This window comes from Erysipelothrix inopinata (assembly GCF_014396165.1).
GTDB lineage: Bacteria > Bacillota_I > Bacilli_A > Erysipelotrichales > Erysipelotrichaceae > Erysipelothrix > Erysipelothrix inopinata.
The window spans coordinates 2125713-2143943 of the sequence record NZ_CP060715.1 but is presented as its reverse complement, the minus strand read 5'-3'; the positions used below and the strand labels follow the sequence as shown (position 1 = coordinate 2143943).

At 36.0% G+C, this 18231-nt stretch carries 16 protein-coding genes and 1 other RNA gene; 13 read left to right on the top strand and 4 right to left on the bottom strand.

The genetic code is table 11. The annotated features are described in order from the left end of the window. Positions 1–67 precede the first annotated feature (67 nt). A complete protein-coding gene (locus H9L01_RS10235; RefSeq protein ID WP_187533849.1) occupies positions 68–1948 on the top strand; it encodes a glucosaminidase domain-containing protein in 1881 nt (626 codons plus the stop codon). Positions 1949–1957: 9 nt separating this feature from the next. Then, positions 1958–3433, top strand: coding sequence for a hypothetical protein (locus H9L01_RS10230; RefSeq protein ID WP_187533848.1), 1476 nt, complete (start codon positions 1958–1960; stop codon positions 3431–3433). A 49-nt stretch (positions 3434–3482) separates the two neighbouring features. Here the strand turns inward: H9L01_RS10230 and H9L01_RS10225 are convergent, their stop codons facing one another. Further along, positions 3483–4421, bottom strand: a complete 939-nt coding sequence (locus tag H9L01_RS10225) for a GNAT family N-acetyltransferase (protein WP_187533847.1) — start codon at positions 4419–4421, stop codon at positions 3483–3485. Between the two features lie 19 nt (positions 4422–4440). Then, a complete protein-coding gene (locus H9L01_RS10220) occupies positions 4441–5190 on the bottom strand; it encodes a MurR/RpiR family transcriptional regulator (RefSeq protein ID WP_187533846.1) in 750 nt (249 codons plus the stop codon). 212 nt (positions 5191–5402) lie between these two features. On the opposite strand from H9L01_RS10220, the gene H9L01_RS10215 reads away from it, so the two are divergent. The 8 genes from H9L01_RS10215 to alr all read left to right on the top strand — a co-directional run bounded on the left by H9L01_RS10215 (position 5403) and on the right by alr (position 12606). Next, positions 5403–6095, top strand: a complete 693-nt coding sequence (locus tag H9L01_RS10215; protein WP_187533845.1) for a PIG-L deacetylase family protein — start codon at positions 5403–5405, stop codon at positions 6093–6095. Positions 6096–6097: 2 nt separating this feature from the next. After that, positions 6098–7390 carry a PTS sugar transporter subunit IIC gene (locus H9L01_RS10210; protein WP_187533844.1) on the top strand — a complete coding sequence of 431 codons (1293 nt, stop codon included), beginning with the start codon at positions 6098–6100 and terminating at the stop codon, positions 7388–7390. A gap of 171 nt (positions 7391–7561) precedes the next feature. Then, a complete protein-coding gene (locus H9L01_RS10205) occupies positions 7562–8038 on the top strand; it encodes a transporter (RefSeq protein WP_187533843.1) in 477 nt (158 codons plus the stop codon). Further along, on the top strand, positions 8025–8525 hold the full coding sequence (locus H9L01_RS10200) for a DnaD domain-containing protein (RefSeq protein WP_187533842.1): 501 nt from the start codon (positions 8025–8027) through the stop codon (positions 8523–8525). The genes H9L01_RS10205 and H9L01_RS10200 overlap by 14 nt, the downstream gene beginning before the upstream one ends. A 2-nt stretch (positions 8526–8527) precedes the next feature. Beyond that, on the top strand, positions 8528–9148 hold the full coding sequence (gene nth / locus H9L01_RS10195; RefSeq protein ID WP_187533841.1) for an endonuclease III: 621 nt from the start codon (positions 8528–8530) through the stop codon (positions 9146–9148). Continuing rightward, positions 9145–10470, top strand: a complete 1326-nt coding sequence (locus H9L01_RS10190) for a UDP-N-acetylmuramoyl-tripeptide--D-alanyl-D-alanine ligase (protein WP_187533840.1) — start codon at positions 9145–9147, stop codon at positions 10468–10470. Before nth ends, H9L01_RS10190 begins: the two co-directional genes overlap by 4 nt. 1 nt (position 10471) lies before the next feature. Then, entirely contained in the window at positions 10472–11488 is a 1017-nt protein-coding gene (locus H9L01_RS10185) for a D-alanine--D-alanine ligase (RefSeq protein ID WP_187533839.1), read from the top strand. After that, entirely contained in the window at positions 11485–12606 is a 1122-nt protein-coding gene (gene alr / locus H9L01_RS10180) for an alanine racemase (RefSeq protein ID WP_187533838.1), read from the top strand. The genes H9L01_RS10185 and alr overlap by 4 nt, the downstream gene beginning before the upstream one ends. Positions 12607–12684: 78 nt before the next feature. Here alr and H9L01_RS10175 read toward each other — a convergent pair whose 3' ends face one another. Both H9L01_RS10175 and recU read right to left on the bottom strand, forming a co-directional pair. After that, positions 12685–15777 carry a transglycosylase domain-containing protein gene (locus H9L01_RS10175; RefSeq protein WP_187533837.1) on the bottom strand — a complete coding sequence of 1031 codons (3093 nt, stop codon included), beginning with the start codon at positions 15775–15777 and terminating at the stop codon, positions 12685–12687. Next, positions 15767–16354 carry a Holliday junction resolvase RecU gene (gene recU, locus H9L01_RS10170; RefSeq protein ID WP_187533836.1) on the bottom strand — a complete coding sequence of 196 codons (588 nt, stop codon included), beginning with the start codon at positions 16352–16354 and terminating at the stop codon, positions 15767–15769. The genes H9L01_RS10175 and recU overlap by 11 nt, the downstream gene beginning before the upstream one ends. 202 nt (positions 16355–16556) lie before the next feature. Between recU and H9L01_RS10165 the strand changes: the two genes are divergently transcribed. From H9L01_RS10165 to H9L01_RS10155, 3 genes are all read left to right on the top strand, one after another. Further along, positions 16557–16874, top strand: coding sequence for a DivIVA domain-containing protein (locus H9L01_RS10165; protein WP_187533835.1), 318 nt, complete (start codon positions 16557–16559; stop codon positions 16872–16874). 7 nt (positions 16875–16881) lie between these two features. Next, positions 16882–17216, top strand: an RNA gene (gene rnpB / locus H9L01_RS10160) — RNase P RNA component class B. 121 nt (positions 17217–17337) lie between these two features. Beyond that, on the top strand, positions 17338–18231 hold the full coding sequence (locus H9L01_RS10155) for a helix-turn-helix domain-containing protein (RefSeq protein WP_187533834.1): 894 nt from the start codon (positions 17338–17340) through the stop codon (positions 18229–18231).

Sequence of the window (18231 nt, the reverse complement as noted above, 5' to 3'; positions counted from 1 at the left end):
CATAAATGCGAAACTCGTAGCTATTATGATATAATTTATCTAACTTGCGTAATAAGGGGGCTTTACATTGAAAAAATTTAGAAATAAACACATTAAGCGCATCTTTTTATTGATGTTAACAGGGACACTACTACTTAGCGGAATATCATCCCGTGTTTTTGCTTCGGAAGAGCAAGAAGCGTATGGGGCTGATGAAGTAGATAAATTTATACCTATTAATGAAATAGATGATGAAAAAGGTGGGTTCATGATTAACCCAGACCTGAAAACTACTTTTGACGATGTTGAGGAATCTAAGGAAATTGAACTCCCTGAAGAAACAATCAATCCAGAAGTATTAGAAGAATTACAAGAAGAACCAATGGCAACTCGTTCATTACTTCCTAGCGCATTTATCCCTTATTACTTTCTTAATGCAGCCAATGGTCGTAGTACAACAGTCGGAATTGGTGCATTTAATAACGACTTAGACAACTATAATGTATATACTACTTCAACTTCAGGAAGTGTCATAACATACCTAAATACAAGTGTAGGATATAATCCGGATGCAGCTGTTTTAGGAAAAGAAAATGGGAGATACCATATTGTAATTGCTGGAGTTAATGGATGGATTTCAGAACAAGCACTATCTGTTTATGAAATCTCTGATGCTAAAAGTATTTCACACTATAAAGTTAATGACAATGGAGATTTGATTCATTATATCAGTAACGGTGTTCATCAAAAGACGTATTCAACGATTAATAATGGTGTTGCACCTTCAAAATTAGCTAAGAACACAACATACTATTCTTATGATGGTCATTATTTCTATAGAGAAGTAGGAACTATGATTAAGGACTATGCAGATGAAACCTATAAGAATTCAGTAAATCCTAATGATCCATTCTACAATTATTTCCAATTCTTACCATATAGAGCTCCATCAAATATAACCTCAGATGACTTAAGAAAATTCTTAAATCAAAATGGCTATACAAGTAATGTTACCAATCCAGGAAATGATTCCGTACCAAGAAATCAATCAATGTTATACGGCAACGAAAAATCATTTATTGATCAAGGAATAAAATACGGCGCAAACGGAGCGATGACATTTGCTCTTGCTATTCATGAGAGCGGTTGGGGACGTAGTTACTTAGCTCGTGATCGTAATAACCTATTTGGTCATGCTGCTTATGATAAGTATCCAGGTGCTGCAAATAAATATGCTAGTATCGATCAATCAGTCCATAGTCATAATACTCGATTCTTAAACTGGCACTACCTAGACTCAACTGAAGGCAATTACAGGGGAGGGTTCCTTGGTAATAAGCAATCTGGTATGAATGTTCGATATGCTTCGGATGCATACTGGGGAGAAAAAGCTGCAGCTCACTACTTAGCTCTAGATAGAGCTACAGGAAGCAAAGACTACGGAAAATTTAAAATAAAAAACCTACAGAATGTAGAATCCTCTGTAACAACGTATACTCGACCAGAAGCAAGCAGTCAATACGCGACTGGCATGAAGTTTAAATTTAAAAATCAATCAGTTCTAGTTTTAGAAGAAGTACGTGGAACACAAGTTGGAAATTCAAATATTTGGTACAAAATTAGTTCGGACAACCTGCTAGACACCGATGGTAAAATATTCCAATTCTATAATTATCCTGAAGCGGTTCGCCGTGAAAAAGGTGCGACCCATGGTAAAGATGTGGTGTATGTTCCTGCTTCGTACTTTGAAGTTAAAAAAGAATCTAACTACAAACGAGGCGATGTGAATGGTGATGGAGTAATTGATGGATTTGATATGATGGCTGTGAAGCGACATTACCTTGGAATAAAATTATTAGAGGGTGATTCATTACTTGCAGCTGACGTAAATCGGGATGGCGTAGTTGATGGATTTGATATGATGGCTATCAAGCGTCACTATCTTGGAATTAAATTAATAGAGGATTAGGAGATTCTAATGATTAAAAAAATAAATAAAATATTATTAGTCAGCTTGATGAGTTTGATGCTGATTCCAATAAATATTAATGCTGCTTCCGCATCAGCATCTGTGACAGGGATTATTATGACTGACAGCAGCGGAACATTAAAAATAAGTGCAAATGCCCCTGGAGGATTCTTTCAAGGTACAATAACTAATAATAATCCAGGAGTTGCATCTGCAGAAAAAACAGGAAAAATTTTAATAGATACTGGCGAAGATACAACCAAAAATCCCTCATTCTCTACGAATGTGACACCTAATTCGACTGGTAAAGCGTCATTTTCCATAAACATTAAAGGCGAAGATTATCAAGGGAACCCATTTGAACTAGTTACAACAGTTTATACAGAAGTGAAAAAGAGATCGACTGATACCGGTGGAGGCAACGGAAACAATGGCGGGTCCAATAATAATGGTGGTGGTACAAAACCAGGAACATCTAACCCAGGAACGACTAAACCAGATAAAGAATTAACAGAAGAAGAAAAGAAAGCAAAAGAAGAAGCTGAGAAGAAAGCTCAACTTGAAGCTGAACAAAAAATTCCATTAGTAGAAGGAATTAAAATTTCATCACGTTCTCCAAAAATGGAAGGTGTTGCATTAGAAACACTTGGTACTGAAGAGGGAACATTTAGCTATAGCTATGAACTACCTAAAAATATTGATCGTGTGGGGTTAGAATTGATTCCTTCTAAAGAAGGAGTAGAACTTACCTACGAGAAAGAAATTGACTTTGCTGCAGATGAAACTTCGAAAACAATTACTGCAAATGCTAAATCAGGAGAGATATCTCAGGATTATGAAATTGTACTAACAAGTACGATTCCTGTCGTTAATAAGACAGAAATTGATGGTAAGAAACTTACTGTGCTAGATGATGATACATTAGATGGTAATATGAAGAATATTGGATTTGAACGTCAAGAGTATGAAATTGAAGGCGGAATGGGATATTTCTTTGTTAATGGTGATATCAAACTACAATTACTAGTAGATGAAAATAACAATGGTTCCTGGCATCTTCTTGATGAAGCGAATAAACCAAGTGAAGAAGTAATTCTATTAGAGTCGGGAACGAATTATGCACTTGTCTTGAATGCTCCTGAAGCAATGCAAAAAGAAACTTTGAATACAGAGAAATACTCGGAAAAAACGGTAGATTTTGAATCCCGATATACAGAAGTGTCTACCACTCTTGTCATGAATAATAAATATAAAGCATGGACTGCAGAAGACGGAGAAGTCTTCTATGGAATCATGAATGGCAAAGAGAAGAGACTTCATTACAAAACAAAGAATGACGATGGCCTCATATTTGAAAAAGCATTTGTAGGATTTGATCATACTAATGGTACTTCAAAAACTGTTGCTATTGTTTCGACAGCTACCTTAGGAATCGCAGTAATTGCAGGTGTTGTATACACAATCATGTTAAAAAAGAAAAAATAAACGTATAAGTAAAGGGCAAGTCCATTAGTGGATTTGCCCTTTTTGGTGATTAAAATTCTTTTTTCATCAGTGAATAGGATCGATATACCTTCATGCCATGTCGTTCATACATTGCTTGCGCGCGTCCACCCGTCCATAGAAAATAAACATGGTGGATTCCTTTTTTTACCATACTATACAACATCTCGTCAAATAAGACGCCACCAATTCCAAGACCTCGTAATGACGCATTAACTCCAAACGGTCCAAAGCGATCATCGTGACCATCGATTGCTCGTTGACAATAGCCAACAATTTCATTTGTGCTGTTTCGACAGATTATGAGTGTGTCTTTAGCACTGTGTCGTTTTAAAGACTCTTGAACATTTGAAGTCCAACCAGAACCGAAGTTCTCCATAAGGAAATCTAGGAGTTCAATGCTGTCGCTATATTTGAACTTACTAAAGGTATAGCCCATTTCTTCAAGTTTAAGTTTGTGCATGCGAGTGGATTCAGGATATACAAAATCGATAAGTGTTTGATGCATCGATACTGCTTCACCTTTCACATCATATCCTTGAGATTGATAGAATGAAATTGCCTTTTCATAGTGTTTTTTATCAACTCCTGGAAATAGGTAATTAGGACTGTATGCACCAATTGTTATTTCTTGTGCATCGTCTTTAGTCATAGTATCTTCCACTGTTTTAAGAAGTGTTTTTCCTATGCCTCTACCTTGATATTCAGAATGCACCGCCTGTGCAACAACATACCCTCTATGGGGTTCTAAACCCCGTTCTAGATATGGATATCGACGCTTGACGGCCCAGATAAAGCCACACAATTTATCATCTTCAACGGCTAAAAGAACGAGATTTTTATTAAAGTTTACATCACCCAGTACTAATGCAGAGAAAGTTTCAACATTCATTGAATCTGCATAAAGTTCTAGATTCCAAAGTTCGATAAGGGAATCAATATATTTTCCGTCAAAAGGTATTACATTCATAGTTACTCCTACTTTCTAATTATTTATTTTCATTAATATAGTTAATTAGTTTACTAAAAAAGACATATAGAATAACGTGTGGATCTAAGACGAATGAAGATTCAGAAAAGTAAGGAAGTAAAATAGTTTGATCAACATACTCTTTAAATGTTGAGAAAGAATTTTGTGTTACCAAAACTGATTTTAATCCTGCATCTTGAGCCTGAGTTACAAGTTCATTCATGATAGATGTGTTACCAGAAATAGAAATAAAAATTAAAAGATCGTCTTGATGTGCGACTTGTATTTTTCGACGAAGGTTATGAAGTTGTATTATTGCCTCAGCATCATAACCATAAGCCTGAAGTTTATCTGAAAAATAGTGCGCGGAAATTCCTGTTTCTGCATAACCAAAAACCTTAATAGAATGGGCATTGTTGAGCTTGCTATAAAGTGACTCGAGATCTTTATCACCGATAAATGAATCCATGGTTAAAATGGTATCTGAATACATATCCGTAAGGTTTTTTTGTTGTGATGAATTATCATCACTTGCAGGCAATTCGGATACATATCTTGAGATAGCATATTTGAATTGACTATAACCTTCATAACCTATTTTCTGACAAAATCGAAGTAAAGCGGATTTGGAAATGCTTATTTTATCTGCAAATTCCATGAGTGATAAATTGGTAAGATCCTCAACGTTTTCGATAATACTATCCATGATAATTATTTCTTGTTTAGTAAAATTTGTTTCGTTTATTTTCATTAACTGTATCGGATTCATATGTCCTCCTCGTACGATGTATTTATCATACTAAATATCACAATAAATTACAATAGACACTTTTTCTCAATTCAATTGGGAAAAAGTGTTGACATCTGAAACTAGCCCGATATAATGAAATTAGGAAACGCTTACAGTGTTTCTCAAGTCGACTGAATTAATTGAATCACGTATTGGTTCAAAAATGATTATGATGGAATTAGGAGGATATTATGAAACGTTATAAACGGATTGTTACTGTGGGGGCTCATCCACTTGATGCTGAATTAATGGGAGGGCCGATGTCAATTGTGATGAATCGCTTTGGCGCTAAATCAACTTTTGTCCATGTAACAACAGGACGTTTGGAGAAGAAAGATGCAACTCAAGAAGAACTTGATGCATACCAAACAAAATTGATAGGTCAAATTGATGCTGTAGCACAAGGGATGGACTGTGATGTGGTTAGACTTGATTATAAATCGAGCAATATGCCATCTGAACAAGATTTTATTCAAGAAATGATGGAATATCTTGAAAGAGAACAACCGGATCTTGTGATTACACATCATATTGGCACAATGCATGATCGTCATTATTACACACACAAAACAGTTACTGCAGCAGTTAAACGATTGCGTGCAAAAGGTGTCGAAATGGATCTTCTATATGGTGAGAACCTTGAAGACTTAGTTGGTTTTGTACCAACTAAATACCTTGAGATGAGTGATAGTGATGTGGATACTTGGTTTACAGCCTTGAAGAAATATGATCTCTTTAGAGGAGAAATTAGTATTGTTCCTTACGAGGCATATTATACTACCATGGGAAAAGTTAGAGGACTAGAATCTAGTTGTCCTAATTTTGTAAAAGCTTATATGCATGCAGGTCTGATAGATTACACAATTAACACTAAAGGGGAGTAATTATGCAAAAAATATCAAATTTTGTTGAAGAAAAACTTGCACCACCATTGATTCGTTTCTCGCAGTTAAAGTATGTTCAAGTTATGCAGTTCACGGGACTTGGCATTATGTCACTATTAATTATTGGATCTCTATTCTTACTGTTAGCGTCTTTTCCAAGTAAGGCTTATCTTAATTTCTTAGGTGACTTTAGATGGACAATTGCCCAAGTCGCAGGAATTGGTACAAACTATATTGGTCTCTTTACTGTTTTCACAACTTCGTATGCCCTAGTGGATTGGTATAATCGAAACCGTGGGGAAACCAACGAAATTGTTCAACCAGTAATTCTTGCGGCTGCATGTTTCTTATTATTAAATCCTGTACAAACTCTTGAAGTAGTTGTGAAAAATTCTACTGAAACGACAATGTTTACTGGAGTATCACAAGCATTTTTAGGTGCTGATGGTGTCTTCACTGGGATTATCGTTGCGATTGTTTCTGTAGAAATCTACCGTTTCTTTTTAAGAAAAAAAGTTACAATCAAGATGCCAGAAGGTGTTCCACCAATGGTTGCGAATGTCTTTGCAGGATTAATTCCTTCAATCTTTGTAGTTGTATTCTGGTGGGTACTGGGAAGTGTTCTAAATATTAATATTGGGAAATTAATTACAGGACTCTTTACACCTCTTCTTCAAGTCGGTGATACCCCATTAGCAAGTGGTATTATCGTTGTCATTGACCGAATTCTTTGGTCAGTAGGAATTCATGGTTCCAATACAATTTCTCCAATAACAGGAACTTATATGACGCAAATGGTTGCTGCAAACCAAGCAGCCTTCGCAGCCGGAGAAGCACTTCCATATACATACACGACTCTCTTCCTAGATAACTATGTTTGGACCAGTGTTGTTCCGCTTGTCATACTGCTTGTAATGTCGAAGAAACCACGACTCAAAGGTCTTGGAGCACTATCCCTTCCAGGAAGTATCTTTAACATTGCTGAACCTGTAATTTTCGGACTTCCGATTATGTTGAATCCTCTTATGATGATTCCATTTATCTTATCTGCAGTGGTACTCCTTATCATGGCAGTAATTGGTAGCAGTCTCCATATTCTACCAACACCTGTTCTAAGTATTCCTTGGATTACACCTGCACCCATTAAAGCGTTCTTATCGACTGGTGGCCGATGGGAAGCTGCGGCCTTCGTCATTATTGGATGGATTGTTTCCTTCCTCATTTATTATCCTTTCTTCAAGATATTAGAGAAAAATGAAGAACTAAACATGAAGTCAGCGAAGGAACATCAATAATTCAAACGACACAAGAATTCAAAGTTAAACTCTCAATAAGACAGCATCTACATGCTGTCTTTTCATATCTTTAGACGTTAAGGTTATTAGTTTCAAATTAAGAATGGAAACCCTGTCTTTTTTCATGAATCGTAGGAGTAAATATGATAAAATAATACATGAGGTGTTATTATGAAAAACGTATTAAAATCATTCTTCGGATCACTGCTTCTCGTGATACTCTTAATCCTCGTATTATGGTTAGGTTATGTCGGATTTATTGGTGGGCCAGCACGTGCCTATGAGAAAGAAGACCGGCAATATGTAGAAGCAATGATGGACACAATGAAATATGATGAAGCTCAATTGTTGAATCGTTTTTCATATGATCAAGTCTATTATATTACTCAAGTTAAAGATGCTGATGCATCCTTTATCGTATGGTTTAATAAGGATTTATCAAAACTAGAAAAACATGATTTAGTAAGTAAAGATAAAGTAAGTGAAATTGCAACCCGTTATGGCATGAATGAAAAGAACATTAGTTATGGAGTTTATAAAAACAAACTTGTCTTTGTTCTTAAAAACCGTCAACTTGAATTGTTTGTGGATGTAGATACTTTGGATATCTTATTTCAAGTAGGAGGAAATAAAAATGTGGTGGAATAAAGCGTATGTAAATCGTAGAGATTGGATTTTAGATAATCTTGGTGTTTTAAAGTTAACGCCATTACAAACTGTGGTTTTGTTAATGATAGATTTTCTCAATCAACAAAATGATCCTATCACATTGGAGGTCCTTTCCGAAAGAACGGGTATTGAGATGAATAAGATTGACGAGTTAATTCATGATCTTGTTCGTCAAGAACTGCTCACTATCAAAGTTGAGGGAATGGGTCTTGAATTTTGTATTGATGGTGTTTTCCAAGAAGGTGTTGTCTATGATTATGTGGATCAAGGAATCTTCGAAGTATTTGAAACTGAGTTTGGAAGACTCTTATCTCAACATGAACTTGTGATGTTGAATGGTTGGCTGTCAAAGTATTCAGAAGAAAATATCTTAGATGCTTTGAGAGCAGCAATTATTTATAAGAAAGTATCGATGAATTATATTAATTCTATTTTAGTTAATAACGAAAAAGAAAAGACGGTGTAAGCGTGAAGACTGAAGAAATCTTGGATATATTACGAATGGAGTATCCTAATGTTAAAGGGGAGTTAGAACATGAAAATGTTTTCGAACTTTTAATTGCTGTTGTGTTATCGGCACAAACTACGGATGCTGCTGTTAACAAAGTTACACCTAAATTATTTGAAGCATATCCTACGCCTGAAGCAATGGCTCAAGCGGATGTGAAGGATGTTGAGAGGTATCTTCAAACGATTGGTCTTTATCGTAATAAATCTAAGTTTATTATTCAGTGTTCGAAACAACTCGTTGATGAATTTGGTGGTGAAGTTCCTCACACTCGAAAAGAGTTAATGTCTCTTTCGGGAGTAGGTAGAAAAACTGCCAATGTTGTATTATCAGAAGGATTTAAGATTCCTGCTATTGCAGTTGATACGCATATTGAACGTGTAGCAAAACGGTTGAAGCTTGCGAAACCCAATGATTCTGTTGAGCAAGTAGAGACCAAGTTAATGAGAAAGATACCGAAGGAACAATGGGCTGAAGCACATTTACTACTTTTATTGTTTGGACGTTATCACAGTACAGCTCGTGATACACGAGATGCATTTGATGTATTAGAAGAATTGAAGGAGAAACATTCTGTATGAAAAAATTAAGCACATTAAAAATTGCCCAGTGGGTCAATGGAACATGCCAGGAAGAAGCATTCGTTGATGGTATTAAAGTAGATACTCGATTTATAGAACCTAATGATTTGTTTGTATGTCTTGTAGGAGAACGTGTGGATGGGCATGATTTCGCACAACAGGCCATTGATAATGGTGCTACTGCATTAATCGTCTCCTCAAAGCTAGATGTTGATGTACCACAAATCATCGTTGCGGATACATTGGAAGCATTAAGGATGCTTGGAAGAAGTTACCGTGATACATTAAATGCTTTCTTCATAGGAATTACTGGAAGTAATGGTAAAACATCAACTAAAGATATTTTAAAGAGTCTTTTTTCAAGATTAGGAACTACGGTCGCAACTTATAAAAATCAAAACACTGAAATTGGCACCTATCTCAATCTATTTAGAATGGATGAAGACACGCAGTATGGTATCTTTGAAATGGGCTTAGACTATGAAGACGATGTAGCACTAATGGCATCGGTTGTGAAACCTAATGCCGCAATCGTTACAAGTCTTGCACCTGCACATATGCAAAACTTTAATAACATTGAACATATTGCTAAAGAGAAGTTTAAAATCTTTGATCATGTTCAAAATGAAGACCTTGCGTTCTATCAAGGTGATTTTGAAATCTACCGAGAATTAGCAGGACCTAGATTTCATACATTTGGATATGAAGATTCAAATGAACTCGTAGTCTCAGATGTCGAATCATCCAACCGTGGCATCTCATTTAAAGTTAATAATCAAGACTATACTTGTAATCTAATTGGGGGTCATCAAGCATCCAATTGTGCTGGAGTCATCGGATTGGCACAAAAAATTGGAATCAGTGAAGATGCCATTCAAAATGGATTGAACCAGGTTGCTCTTACAGGGTTACGTACGGAACTTGTAACAAAGTTTGAATCACTCGTACTCTTAGATGCTTATAAATCTAATCCGGTGAGTGCAAAGTACGCGCTCGAACTTCTATCTGAATATCAGTATGAGGGAGATCGTATTGCGGTCTTATCAGATATGGTGGAACTTGGAAGTCAGAGTGAACAAGCTCATAAAGAAGTGTTAGATGAGATATTAAAATATCCTAATATCGTTAAAGTCATGACACTTGGGCCAGAATTCGAAATGGTCATTAATAAATATGGTTATGACAAAGAACGTTTCATTAATGATTCAACCTATGAATCATTTGAAAAGCGTGTTAAGCCATATTATCATCAACACGTTATGATACTAATTAAAGGATCACGTTCTTATCAATTAGAACGCTTAATGAAAGAGGATAAGTAAGATGAATAAAAAAAGAATCGGATTATTATTTGGATCAGTAAACAGCGAACACGATATTTCAGTAGCAAGTGCAGCATCTGCACTTGCACACTTCCCTCATGATCGTTATGAATGCGTTCCTATTTATATTTCTAAAGATGGAAAATGGAATGTTGGAGACTTCACTCCTGAAGAACTTGAAACGATGACATTTACAAATTGTCAGGAACTTGCACTTACCTTTAATTTAGATAAACCAGGATTCATGAATCTTGTGACTCAAGAACCGGTACTCTTAGATGGAGCACTCCTAGTCTTACACGGACAAATGGGAGAGGGTGGCCACGTTCAAGGGCTATTACATTGTGCAAACATTCCCTTTACCGGCTCGGATGTCTTAGGGTCATCCCTTTGCATGGATAAAGCATTTACACATGCTGTATGTGAGAGCAATGGCATCAAAATGGCACAATATCAAACAATTCATAATATTGCGGAATTAGATATGGCCCATGTCAATTATCCTTGTATTGTGAAACCAACACGTGAAGGATCATCATTTGGTGTAACTTATGTTGAAGATGAAGAAGGACTCTATAAAGCATGTGAGTTTGCTTTCAAATATGATAGTAAAATTCTTGTCGAAGAATATATTGATGGTGTAGAAGTCGGATTATCAATTCTCAAGACAAAAAACGAGTTTATTATTAGTGATGTTGACCAAGTGAACGTAACGGGTGCTGTATTTGATTTCCAAGAGAAATATCATCCTCATGCAACTGAAACACTTCGTGTATCAACATATCCAAAAACACTAAGAGATGCAATCCGTAACCAAGGTGCAATTATTTTTGATCTTCTTGATTGCCGTCATATTGCACGTTTAGACTTCTTTGTGACAAAAGATGATCAATTCTATCTTAATGAAGTGAATACAATGCCAGGTTTTACTAAGAATTCTCGTTACCCAATGATGTTACAAAATGTTGGTGTAGAGTATACAGAACTTATGGCTAAGATGGTTGAGGATATCTTATGATCGATAGCGTAAATGTTATTGTTGATGAAGCAGCTATCGAGCATAATACGAAACTCTTACGTCAAACATTAAAACCAGAAACCAAGATTATCTCAGTTATCAAAGCAAATGGATATGGTTGTGGTTTAACTCAAGTTGCTCACACATGTGAGAAATTAGGAATCGACATGCTAGCAGTTCTTGATGTTGACCAAGCTGTTGATTTGCGAAATGATGGTATTACGCTTCCTATCATTCTCTTAGGAGCAACCCTTGAATCGAATTTTCAATATCTCATTGATTTTGACTTAACCCAAGCAGTTATTAATATGGAATACGCCCATAAATTAGATGCCTTTGCGAAAGCAAATAATACTAAAATCAAAGGCCATATCAAAGTTGATACGGGATTAAATCGATTGGGACTTAAAACGTATGAAGAAGTTCGTTCATGTTATGACTTAGAAGGTTTAGATATTACAGGTATTTATTCTCACTTTGTCGAAGCTCAAAGCTATGATGGCGATGCTACAGAATTTTCAAAAAATCAAATTCGTCGTTTTAATGAAGTTCTTGAAAAACTTCATGATGAAGGTATTGATACGAAGATGACTCACATGCAAAACAGTCCTTCCATCATTCATTTTGGTGATCTAGGGTATTCAGCTGTTCGTTGTGGTATGGTCATGTTTGGCCTTTACCATCCATCACAATTAAACGAATCTCTTCATGATGGATACAAACCTGTCCTTAGCATGGAAGCACGTATCTGTATGGTTAAAGAGATTAAGAAAGGTGAGTTCGTAGGCTATGGACGTACCTTTACTGCAACACAAGATATGAAACTTGCGACAGTCACTGCAGGATATTGTGATGGTGTTATGAAGAGTCTATCCTTAAATGGTGGTGGCGTTATGGTAAATGGACATCATTGCCCTATTACTGGAGATATCGCAATGTCACAGTTTATGATTGATGTTACAGGCATCGATTGTGAAGTTGAGGATAAGGTTATGATATTTGGTCATGAAGATCAAACTATCTATGATTACATCCAAATTACAGGACAATCTATTAATGAATTAATTAGTCTAATTCGTTATACTGTTCCAAGAATTTATGTAAACCCAATTAAATAAACGAGAGCACATGGATTCATGTGCTCTTTTCTTATATTAAAAAAACCGCTCCTTATTTAAGGAACGGTTCATTTTTATTTAGTCAGCAATTACTAAGGTTACTGTTTTTCCACTCTGACTTGATAGTGGGAAGGAAGTAACTGTTTTTCCATCAACGATGAATCCTTTTACAAGTTTGGAATCATCGTTTGAGGGATTTTGGAATGTCACAATCTTACCGTACGCTGCTTTATAGTTAGCGGCAGATTGTTTACCATCTGCTTTAACTTCACGATCAGCAAGTGTTACGTTGTATTCAGTTTCAGCCATTTGTTTTTGCGTTACATTTTGGTTTGAATAATCAGGATTGATTTTCATAATTGTATCGTAATTGTACTTGTCACTGAATTGGTAAGAAGTTTTTGGTTCTTTCGTAGAGCCGATTGATTTTAACCACTCATTGAATGAGAAGATTGAATCCCCAATGAAGCGACTAAAGTCTTGAGATACTGGAAGTGCTCCAACATCAATGTCTTCACAGACTTCATTAGACTTCATATTTGGTGCTTTATCATAGGTATAGTATGAACATACTTGTACTTTGTCAGTTGCTTTAGGAGCACTGATTGTGAGTGAGATGTTTTCTGATTCTGAAAGTTCTTCTTTTACAGGGCTACCGTTTACACGTATCTCTGTTTTATAACGTACAGCACCATAGATCCATGTTTCATCATAAATCTTAGCACCAGTATAAACTGCACCATCAGGAGCTGTCATGGTTAGTTTGCTATCTGCTACCTTAAGTTTTTCAGGGTTTGGATAAGCGGATAATGCGACATCAAATTTAATTGTATTCTTAGATGCTGATGCAGTTACTTTTTGGCTTGATAAGCTATCGAGTGATTGTGCAGTAGCTTCTTTAAGTGATGCGAATTCTTTCTTAATGTATCCTGTTGTTACTAAATCCTTATTCATATCAGGAAGTGGTGATTGATAAGGGAATGGTCCTTTAATATGTGTAATTTGTGTTACAGAACTTGGTACGGGAATATCAGTACCTGGTCCATATTGTTTATCAAGTTCATTGAATAGGTAACCATTTAACTTACCAGCAAGGTTGAACTGGTGTTCTGCTGATGTAAAGTAAGGACGGTTATCTTTGGATGGTAAATCAAATCCAGTCCATGTAGCAATACTAAATTTACTTGAAGCACCAACCATCCAACGTTCTTTTTGATTACCAGCTGGGATACCATAGAGTGATCCATCAGTTTGTTCCCAACGTTGTGTACCCGTCTTACCAAAGATTGGATAGCCACGTTTCATTGGGTTTGCTGTCCAGTTTTGAGGTTGTTGCATAACATCTAACATTCCTCGTGTTGCAAGGTAAGCAGCGCCGTCTGATAGGATTTGTGTTGAAGGGTATTCTGGAATCAGTGGTGGTGTATTTTCATCTGGGAATTCAACTTTAGTTACTGTATGTGGTTCAATATATTTACCTTCATTAAAGAGGACGGTATAAGCACCAGCAACTTGTACAGGACTCGCAGGGAATGATCCCCCAATTCCGTAACCAAGGTTAAATTGTTGATCTTTATTCTTAACAGATGAGAACCCTATGTTATAAAGATAATCAACCATCGCATCTTCACCGATTTTCTCAACAACCCCTTTTAATGCTTTTACAGCAGGGATATTTCGTGAATCACCGATTGCTTGCTTCAATTCGATTTCACCTTGGAAGGCACGGTCATAGTTATAAAGCGTTCCACCGCTATTGGTATATGCGATTGGTTCGTCAGTAATGACATGGCTAGTTGCCCATCCGAGATATTCAAATGCAGGTGCATAGTCAACAATTGGTTTGATTGTAGAAGCAGGTTGTTTCAATGTTTGTGTACCACGTGGATTACTTAAGGCATTAACATAGTCATAACCTCCGACAATACCTTTTATTTCACCAGTAGCATTTTCAATAACAACAGATCCCATTTGTATTTCACGGTCTTTACCATGATTTAAATTAGCAACTTCACGGTTTTGAACTTTATCAATAGCTTGTTGTACTTCTTTATTCATCGTTGTATGAATAATCATTGTTGTTGTTGCAGGATCTTTACCTGTTAACTTCTTAACATCTTTCATGACTTGGTCAGTAAATGCTAAGTAAGGTGTACCGACTGAATCAACATTGTTCGTTGAGTTATCAACAAGTAAGTTTTCAACTTTAACATTACGTGCTAATTCTCGTTCTTCTGAAGTGATGTATCCGTGATACTCCATCAAGCTTAGAACTTCTTGCGTACGTTTGTTTACTGTTTCAGAGCTACTGTAATAAGGTGAGTAACCATAAGGGGCGTTGAGAACTCCAGCAAGGAATGCTGATTCAACTAAAGAGAGTTCTGAAACTTCTTTACCGAAGTATGCCTTTGCTGATTGACCAACACCACGAACCATTTGTCCGCCTCGTCCAGCACCAAAATCAATGCGGTTTAGATATTGTTCTAATATCATTTCTTTTGAAAGAATGTTATTACGTTCTACTTTTTCAGCAAGGTAAATTTCTTGAATCTTACGAGAAATACCACCAGAACCTGAAGAAGCAGCACCTGTAATAGCACCTTCTTTATCACCATCATTCACAAACAATGAGTTTTTAATTAATTGCATGGTGAGTGTCGATCCACCTTGTCCAAATGAGATACGACCACGTTTTAGCGAATCAAATAAGTTTGAGAACGCTGCTTTAGTAAAACGAGGAACGTCGAATCCATTGTGTCCAAAGAATCGAGAGTCTTCAATAGATACAAGTGCATCAACTAATGAAACAGGTAGTTCATCATATTTAACGTTATTACGTTGAACCATACCTGTATTAGCGATTACTTCCCCTTTATCATCGAGAATTGTTGAAGACGCTGTTGGAATAAACGAACTGCTTGTAACTTCAGGTGCGTTGCGAATGTTCTTCCATGCAAAGGCACCGACAACCATCGTTCCGATAAGTCCAATGGAAACGATTGTGATTAAGATATAAGCAACAATGCGTTGGGCACGAGGACCTTCTTTTTTGGGCTTATTCTTTTTAACAATCTTTTTCTTGGTTTTCTTTGGGTTATTATCAGAGTTTGATGCATTCACAACTTCTGATCGTTTCCCGTTAGGAACCATTTCATTTTTGTTATTTGTCATAACTACTCCTTTTAATGTAATCATCAATGATCATAATATAATCGCAAGGTACTTGATAGGTACCAGAGACTTCATATCCAACAGACCGAATCCATTGGATGCTCAATGAACGTACATCATCTTGATTAATATGTTTAATTAAATCTTCAGCGAAGATTAAATAGGTTTCATCCAATGCATTAAATCGAATGATTAAGAATGCAATGGCACCATGGCGTTTGACGGCCTTAATGTGATTGAGCTGATGCTCGTGTAATGAAGCTAAAGGAAATAACGTCTTATTTTTAGTTTCTTTGGCTTCAAAATCAAGGGCATACCCCTGATAAACGCCTTGATAATCTGTCGTCGAGGCATGGCGGAAATAAGCTTCTGTTATCTTAGCTTTATTTCGAGAAGGATAGTCAACATTCACAATTTGAATCGGTGTCGGTTTTTTATGAACGACAGCTCTATCTTTAAAGAGATAGGCTTCATTTGTTTTGTTGATATCTTCTTCCAGACTCATTCCACGTCGACTGGTTATTCCAAGACTTTTTTGTTTGGAATTCACTTTTTTCCCACTAGGGTACTGTATCATGCAATCACCATGGTTATTATACTATAAACAAGGGAAAATATCACAAAATATCCATTTAGACACCATCCATATAACATGAAAACTAACTAAACATGTGGTTTATGTAGATTTTGTGAAAGATACCATCTTCTATTGATAAGAATTAAATAAGGTGCTTGCAGTCCTAACGGTTATTTGAGATAATAATAACGAGGTGAAATTTATGGGACAAAAGTTAACAAAAGAAACTATTTTCGACAAAGAATTTCATGTAGACTTTAAGGGCTATAACGCTATTGAAGTTGATGAATTCCTTGATGATGTTATTCAAGATTATGAGTTTTTTCAATCAATTATTGAACAACAACAAGAATTGTTAGATAAGTATGAAGAAACTTTAGCTCAACAACGTCGTAGTTTGCTTGAGTTGGAGAGTAAGAACCGGGTTTCACAAGAATTTCCAAGTCAATTCAGTCATGTTGATATTCTTAAACGTATCTCACGTTTAGAACAAGCTGTATTTGAAGGAAATAATCAATAATTAAATAACACGAAAGATAATCGCTGCATGTAAATGTAGAGGAAAGTCCATGCTCGCACAATCTGAGATGGTTGTAGTGTTTGTGCTTGGTGAAAAAATAAGCCAAGGTATAGAGGCATCTATAACGGCGGATCAACATCCTAAGGGAAACTATGGATCGAGACTATAAAAGTGCCACAGTGACGAAGTTTCATTCGAAAGAGTGAAAGTGGAACGAGGTAAACCCCATAAGCGAGAAACCCAAAATTGGTAGGGGAGCTTGCAAGATCGAATTCAAGATTAAGCAGGGTGAAATATATATTTCACAGATAAATGATTATCACGACAGGACATGGCTTATTGAGTGTTAATGCATTAAAGGACTTCGGTCCTTTTTTTGTTTTTATCCACAGTTTAATTAAGATTGTAAAAGTTGGTGATGATTGTTATAATCTTAATGAATGACATTAAGGAGGTTGCAGGTTTGGAAAACATTGGAATAATATTAAAAAACCGCCGTGAAGAGCTTGGATATTCACTTGAAGATGTCAGTATTAAAACGAAATTGTCAACGATTCAACTTAATGCAATTGAAGAGGGGAACATTCAATTTTTTAAAGATGACTTATCGTATTTGAGTTACTTTGTTCGTTACTATGCGAATGCTCTAGACTTAAATTATGATGAACTTCGAGATTCACTTGATGAAACGATTAATGAGTTTACACATACGATGAGTGTGACACAAATTCAAAAAAATGAGGATATTAATAATAATATTCAAAATCGAGTTAAGAAGAGTGTTGTACCTACAAAAGTTAAGAAATCGAAAGGTTTGGATTTAAAGAGTTTTGGGCTGGTCTCATTTGTAATCATTATTAGTGGACTCTTAGTGTTCGCATTCTTTACAAAGATTCTACCCATGATTCAAGATGCTCAAGATCCAATCAATAAACCAGAAGTCATTGTTCGTCCACAAGATGAAAATGATACGGAAACTGAGACTAAAGAACCAGAGAAAAAACCTGAAGAAACTGCAAAGAAAGTCGTCATTAAAAAGATTGACGCTAAAAACTATGAAGTTTCTGGATTTAAGCCTGGCGAAAATGTGGTATTTGATTTGAAGATTGCGAATGCTTCCTGGATTGAAGTCTACGAAAATACCAAACGTATGGCCAATCCGGTTCCTAAGGTATACCAACCCAATGAAGAAGTAAAAGTTATCGTTCAACCACAAAAGGATACATTTGTAGAAATTCTATTTGGTTATGCACAAGGAAATGGGCTCACCATCGATGGCGAAACGGTCGAAGTTGATGAATCTGTTTCAGGTCTCGCAGGAAAAGCAAAACTAAATTTCAAGTTTGTAGAGGAGTAA

Excerpts from the sequence above, each read along its gene's own strand:
- H9L01_RS10230 (WP_187533848.1), top strand. The coding sequence starts at position 1,958 with ATGATTAAAAAAATAAATAAAATATTATTAGTCAGCTTGATGAGTTTG.
- H9L01_RS10225 (WP_187533847.1), bottom strand. The coding sequence starts at position 4,421 with ATGAATGTAATACCTTTTGACGGAAAATATATTGATTCCCTTATCGAA.
- H9L01_RS10220 (WP_187533846.1), bottom strand. The coding sequence starts at position 5,190 with ATGAATCCGATACAGTTAATGAAAATAAACGAAACAAATTTTACTAAA.
- H9L01_RS10215 (WP_187533845.1), top strand. The coding sequence starts at position 5,403 with ATGAAACGTTATAAACGGATTGTTACTGTGGGGGCTCATCCACTTGAT.
- H9L01_RS10210 (WP_187533844.1), top strand. The coding sequence starts at position 6,098 with ATGCAAAAAATATCAAATTTTGTTGAAGAAAAACTTGCACCACCATTG.
- H9L01_RS10205 (WP_187533843.1), top strand. The coding sequence starts at position 7,562 with ATGAAAAACGTATTAAAATCATTCTTCGGATCACTGCTTCTCGTGATA.
- H9L01_RS10200 (WP_187533842.1), top strand. The coding sequence starts at position 8,025 with ATGTGGTGGAATAAAGCGTATGTAAATCGTAGAGATTGGATTTTAGAT.
- H9L01_RS10190 (WP_187533840.1), top strand. The coding sequence starts at position 9,145 with ATGAAAAAATTAAGCACATTAAAAATTGCCCAGTGGGTCAATGGAACA.
- H9L01_RS10185 (WP_187533839.1), top strand. The coding sequence starts at position 10,472 with ATGAATAAAAAAAGAATCGGATTATTATTTGGATCAGTAAACAGCGAA.
- alr (WP_187533838.1), top strand. The coding sequence starts at position 11,485 with ATGATCGATAGCGTAAATGTTATTGTTGATGAAGCAGCTATCGAGCAT.
- H9L01_RS10175 (WP_187533837.1), bottom strand. The coding sequence starts at position 15,777 with ATGACAAATAACAAAAATGAAATGGTTCCTAACGGGAAACGATCAGAA.
- recU (WP_187533836.1), bottom strand. The coding sequence starts at position 16,354 with ATGATACAGTACCCTAGTGGGAAAAAAGTGAATTCCAAACAAAAAAGT.
- H9L01_RS10165 (WP_187533835.1), top strand. The coding sequence starts at position 16,557 with ATGGGACAAAAGTTAACAAAAGAAACTATTTTCGACAAAGAATTTCAT.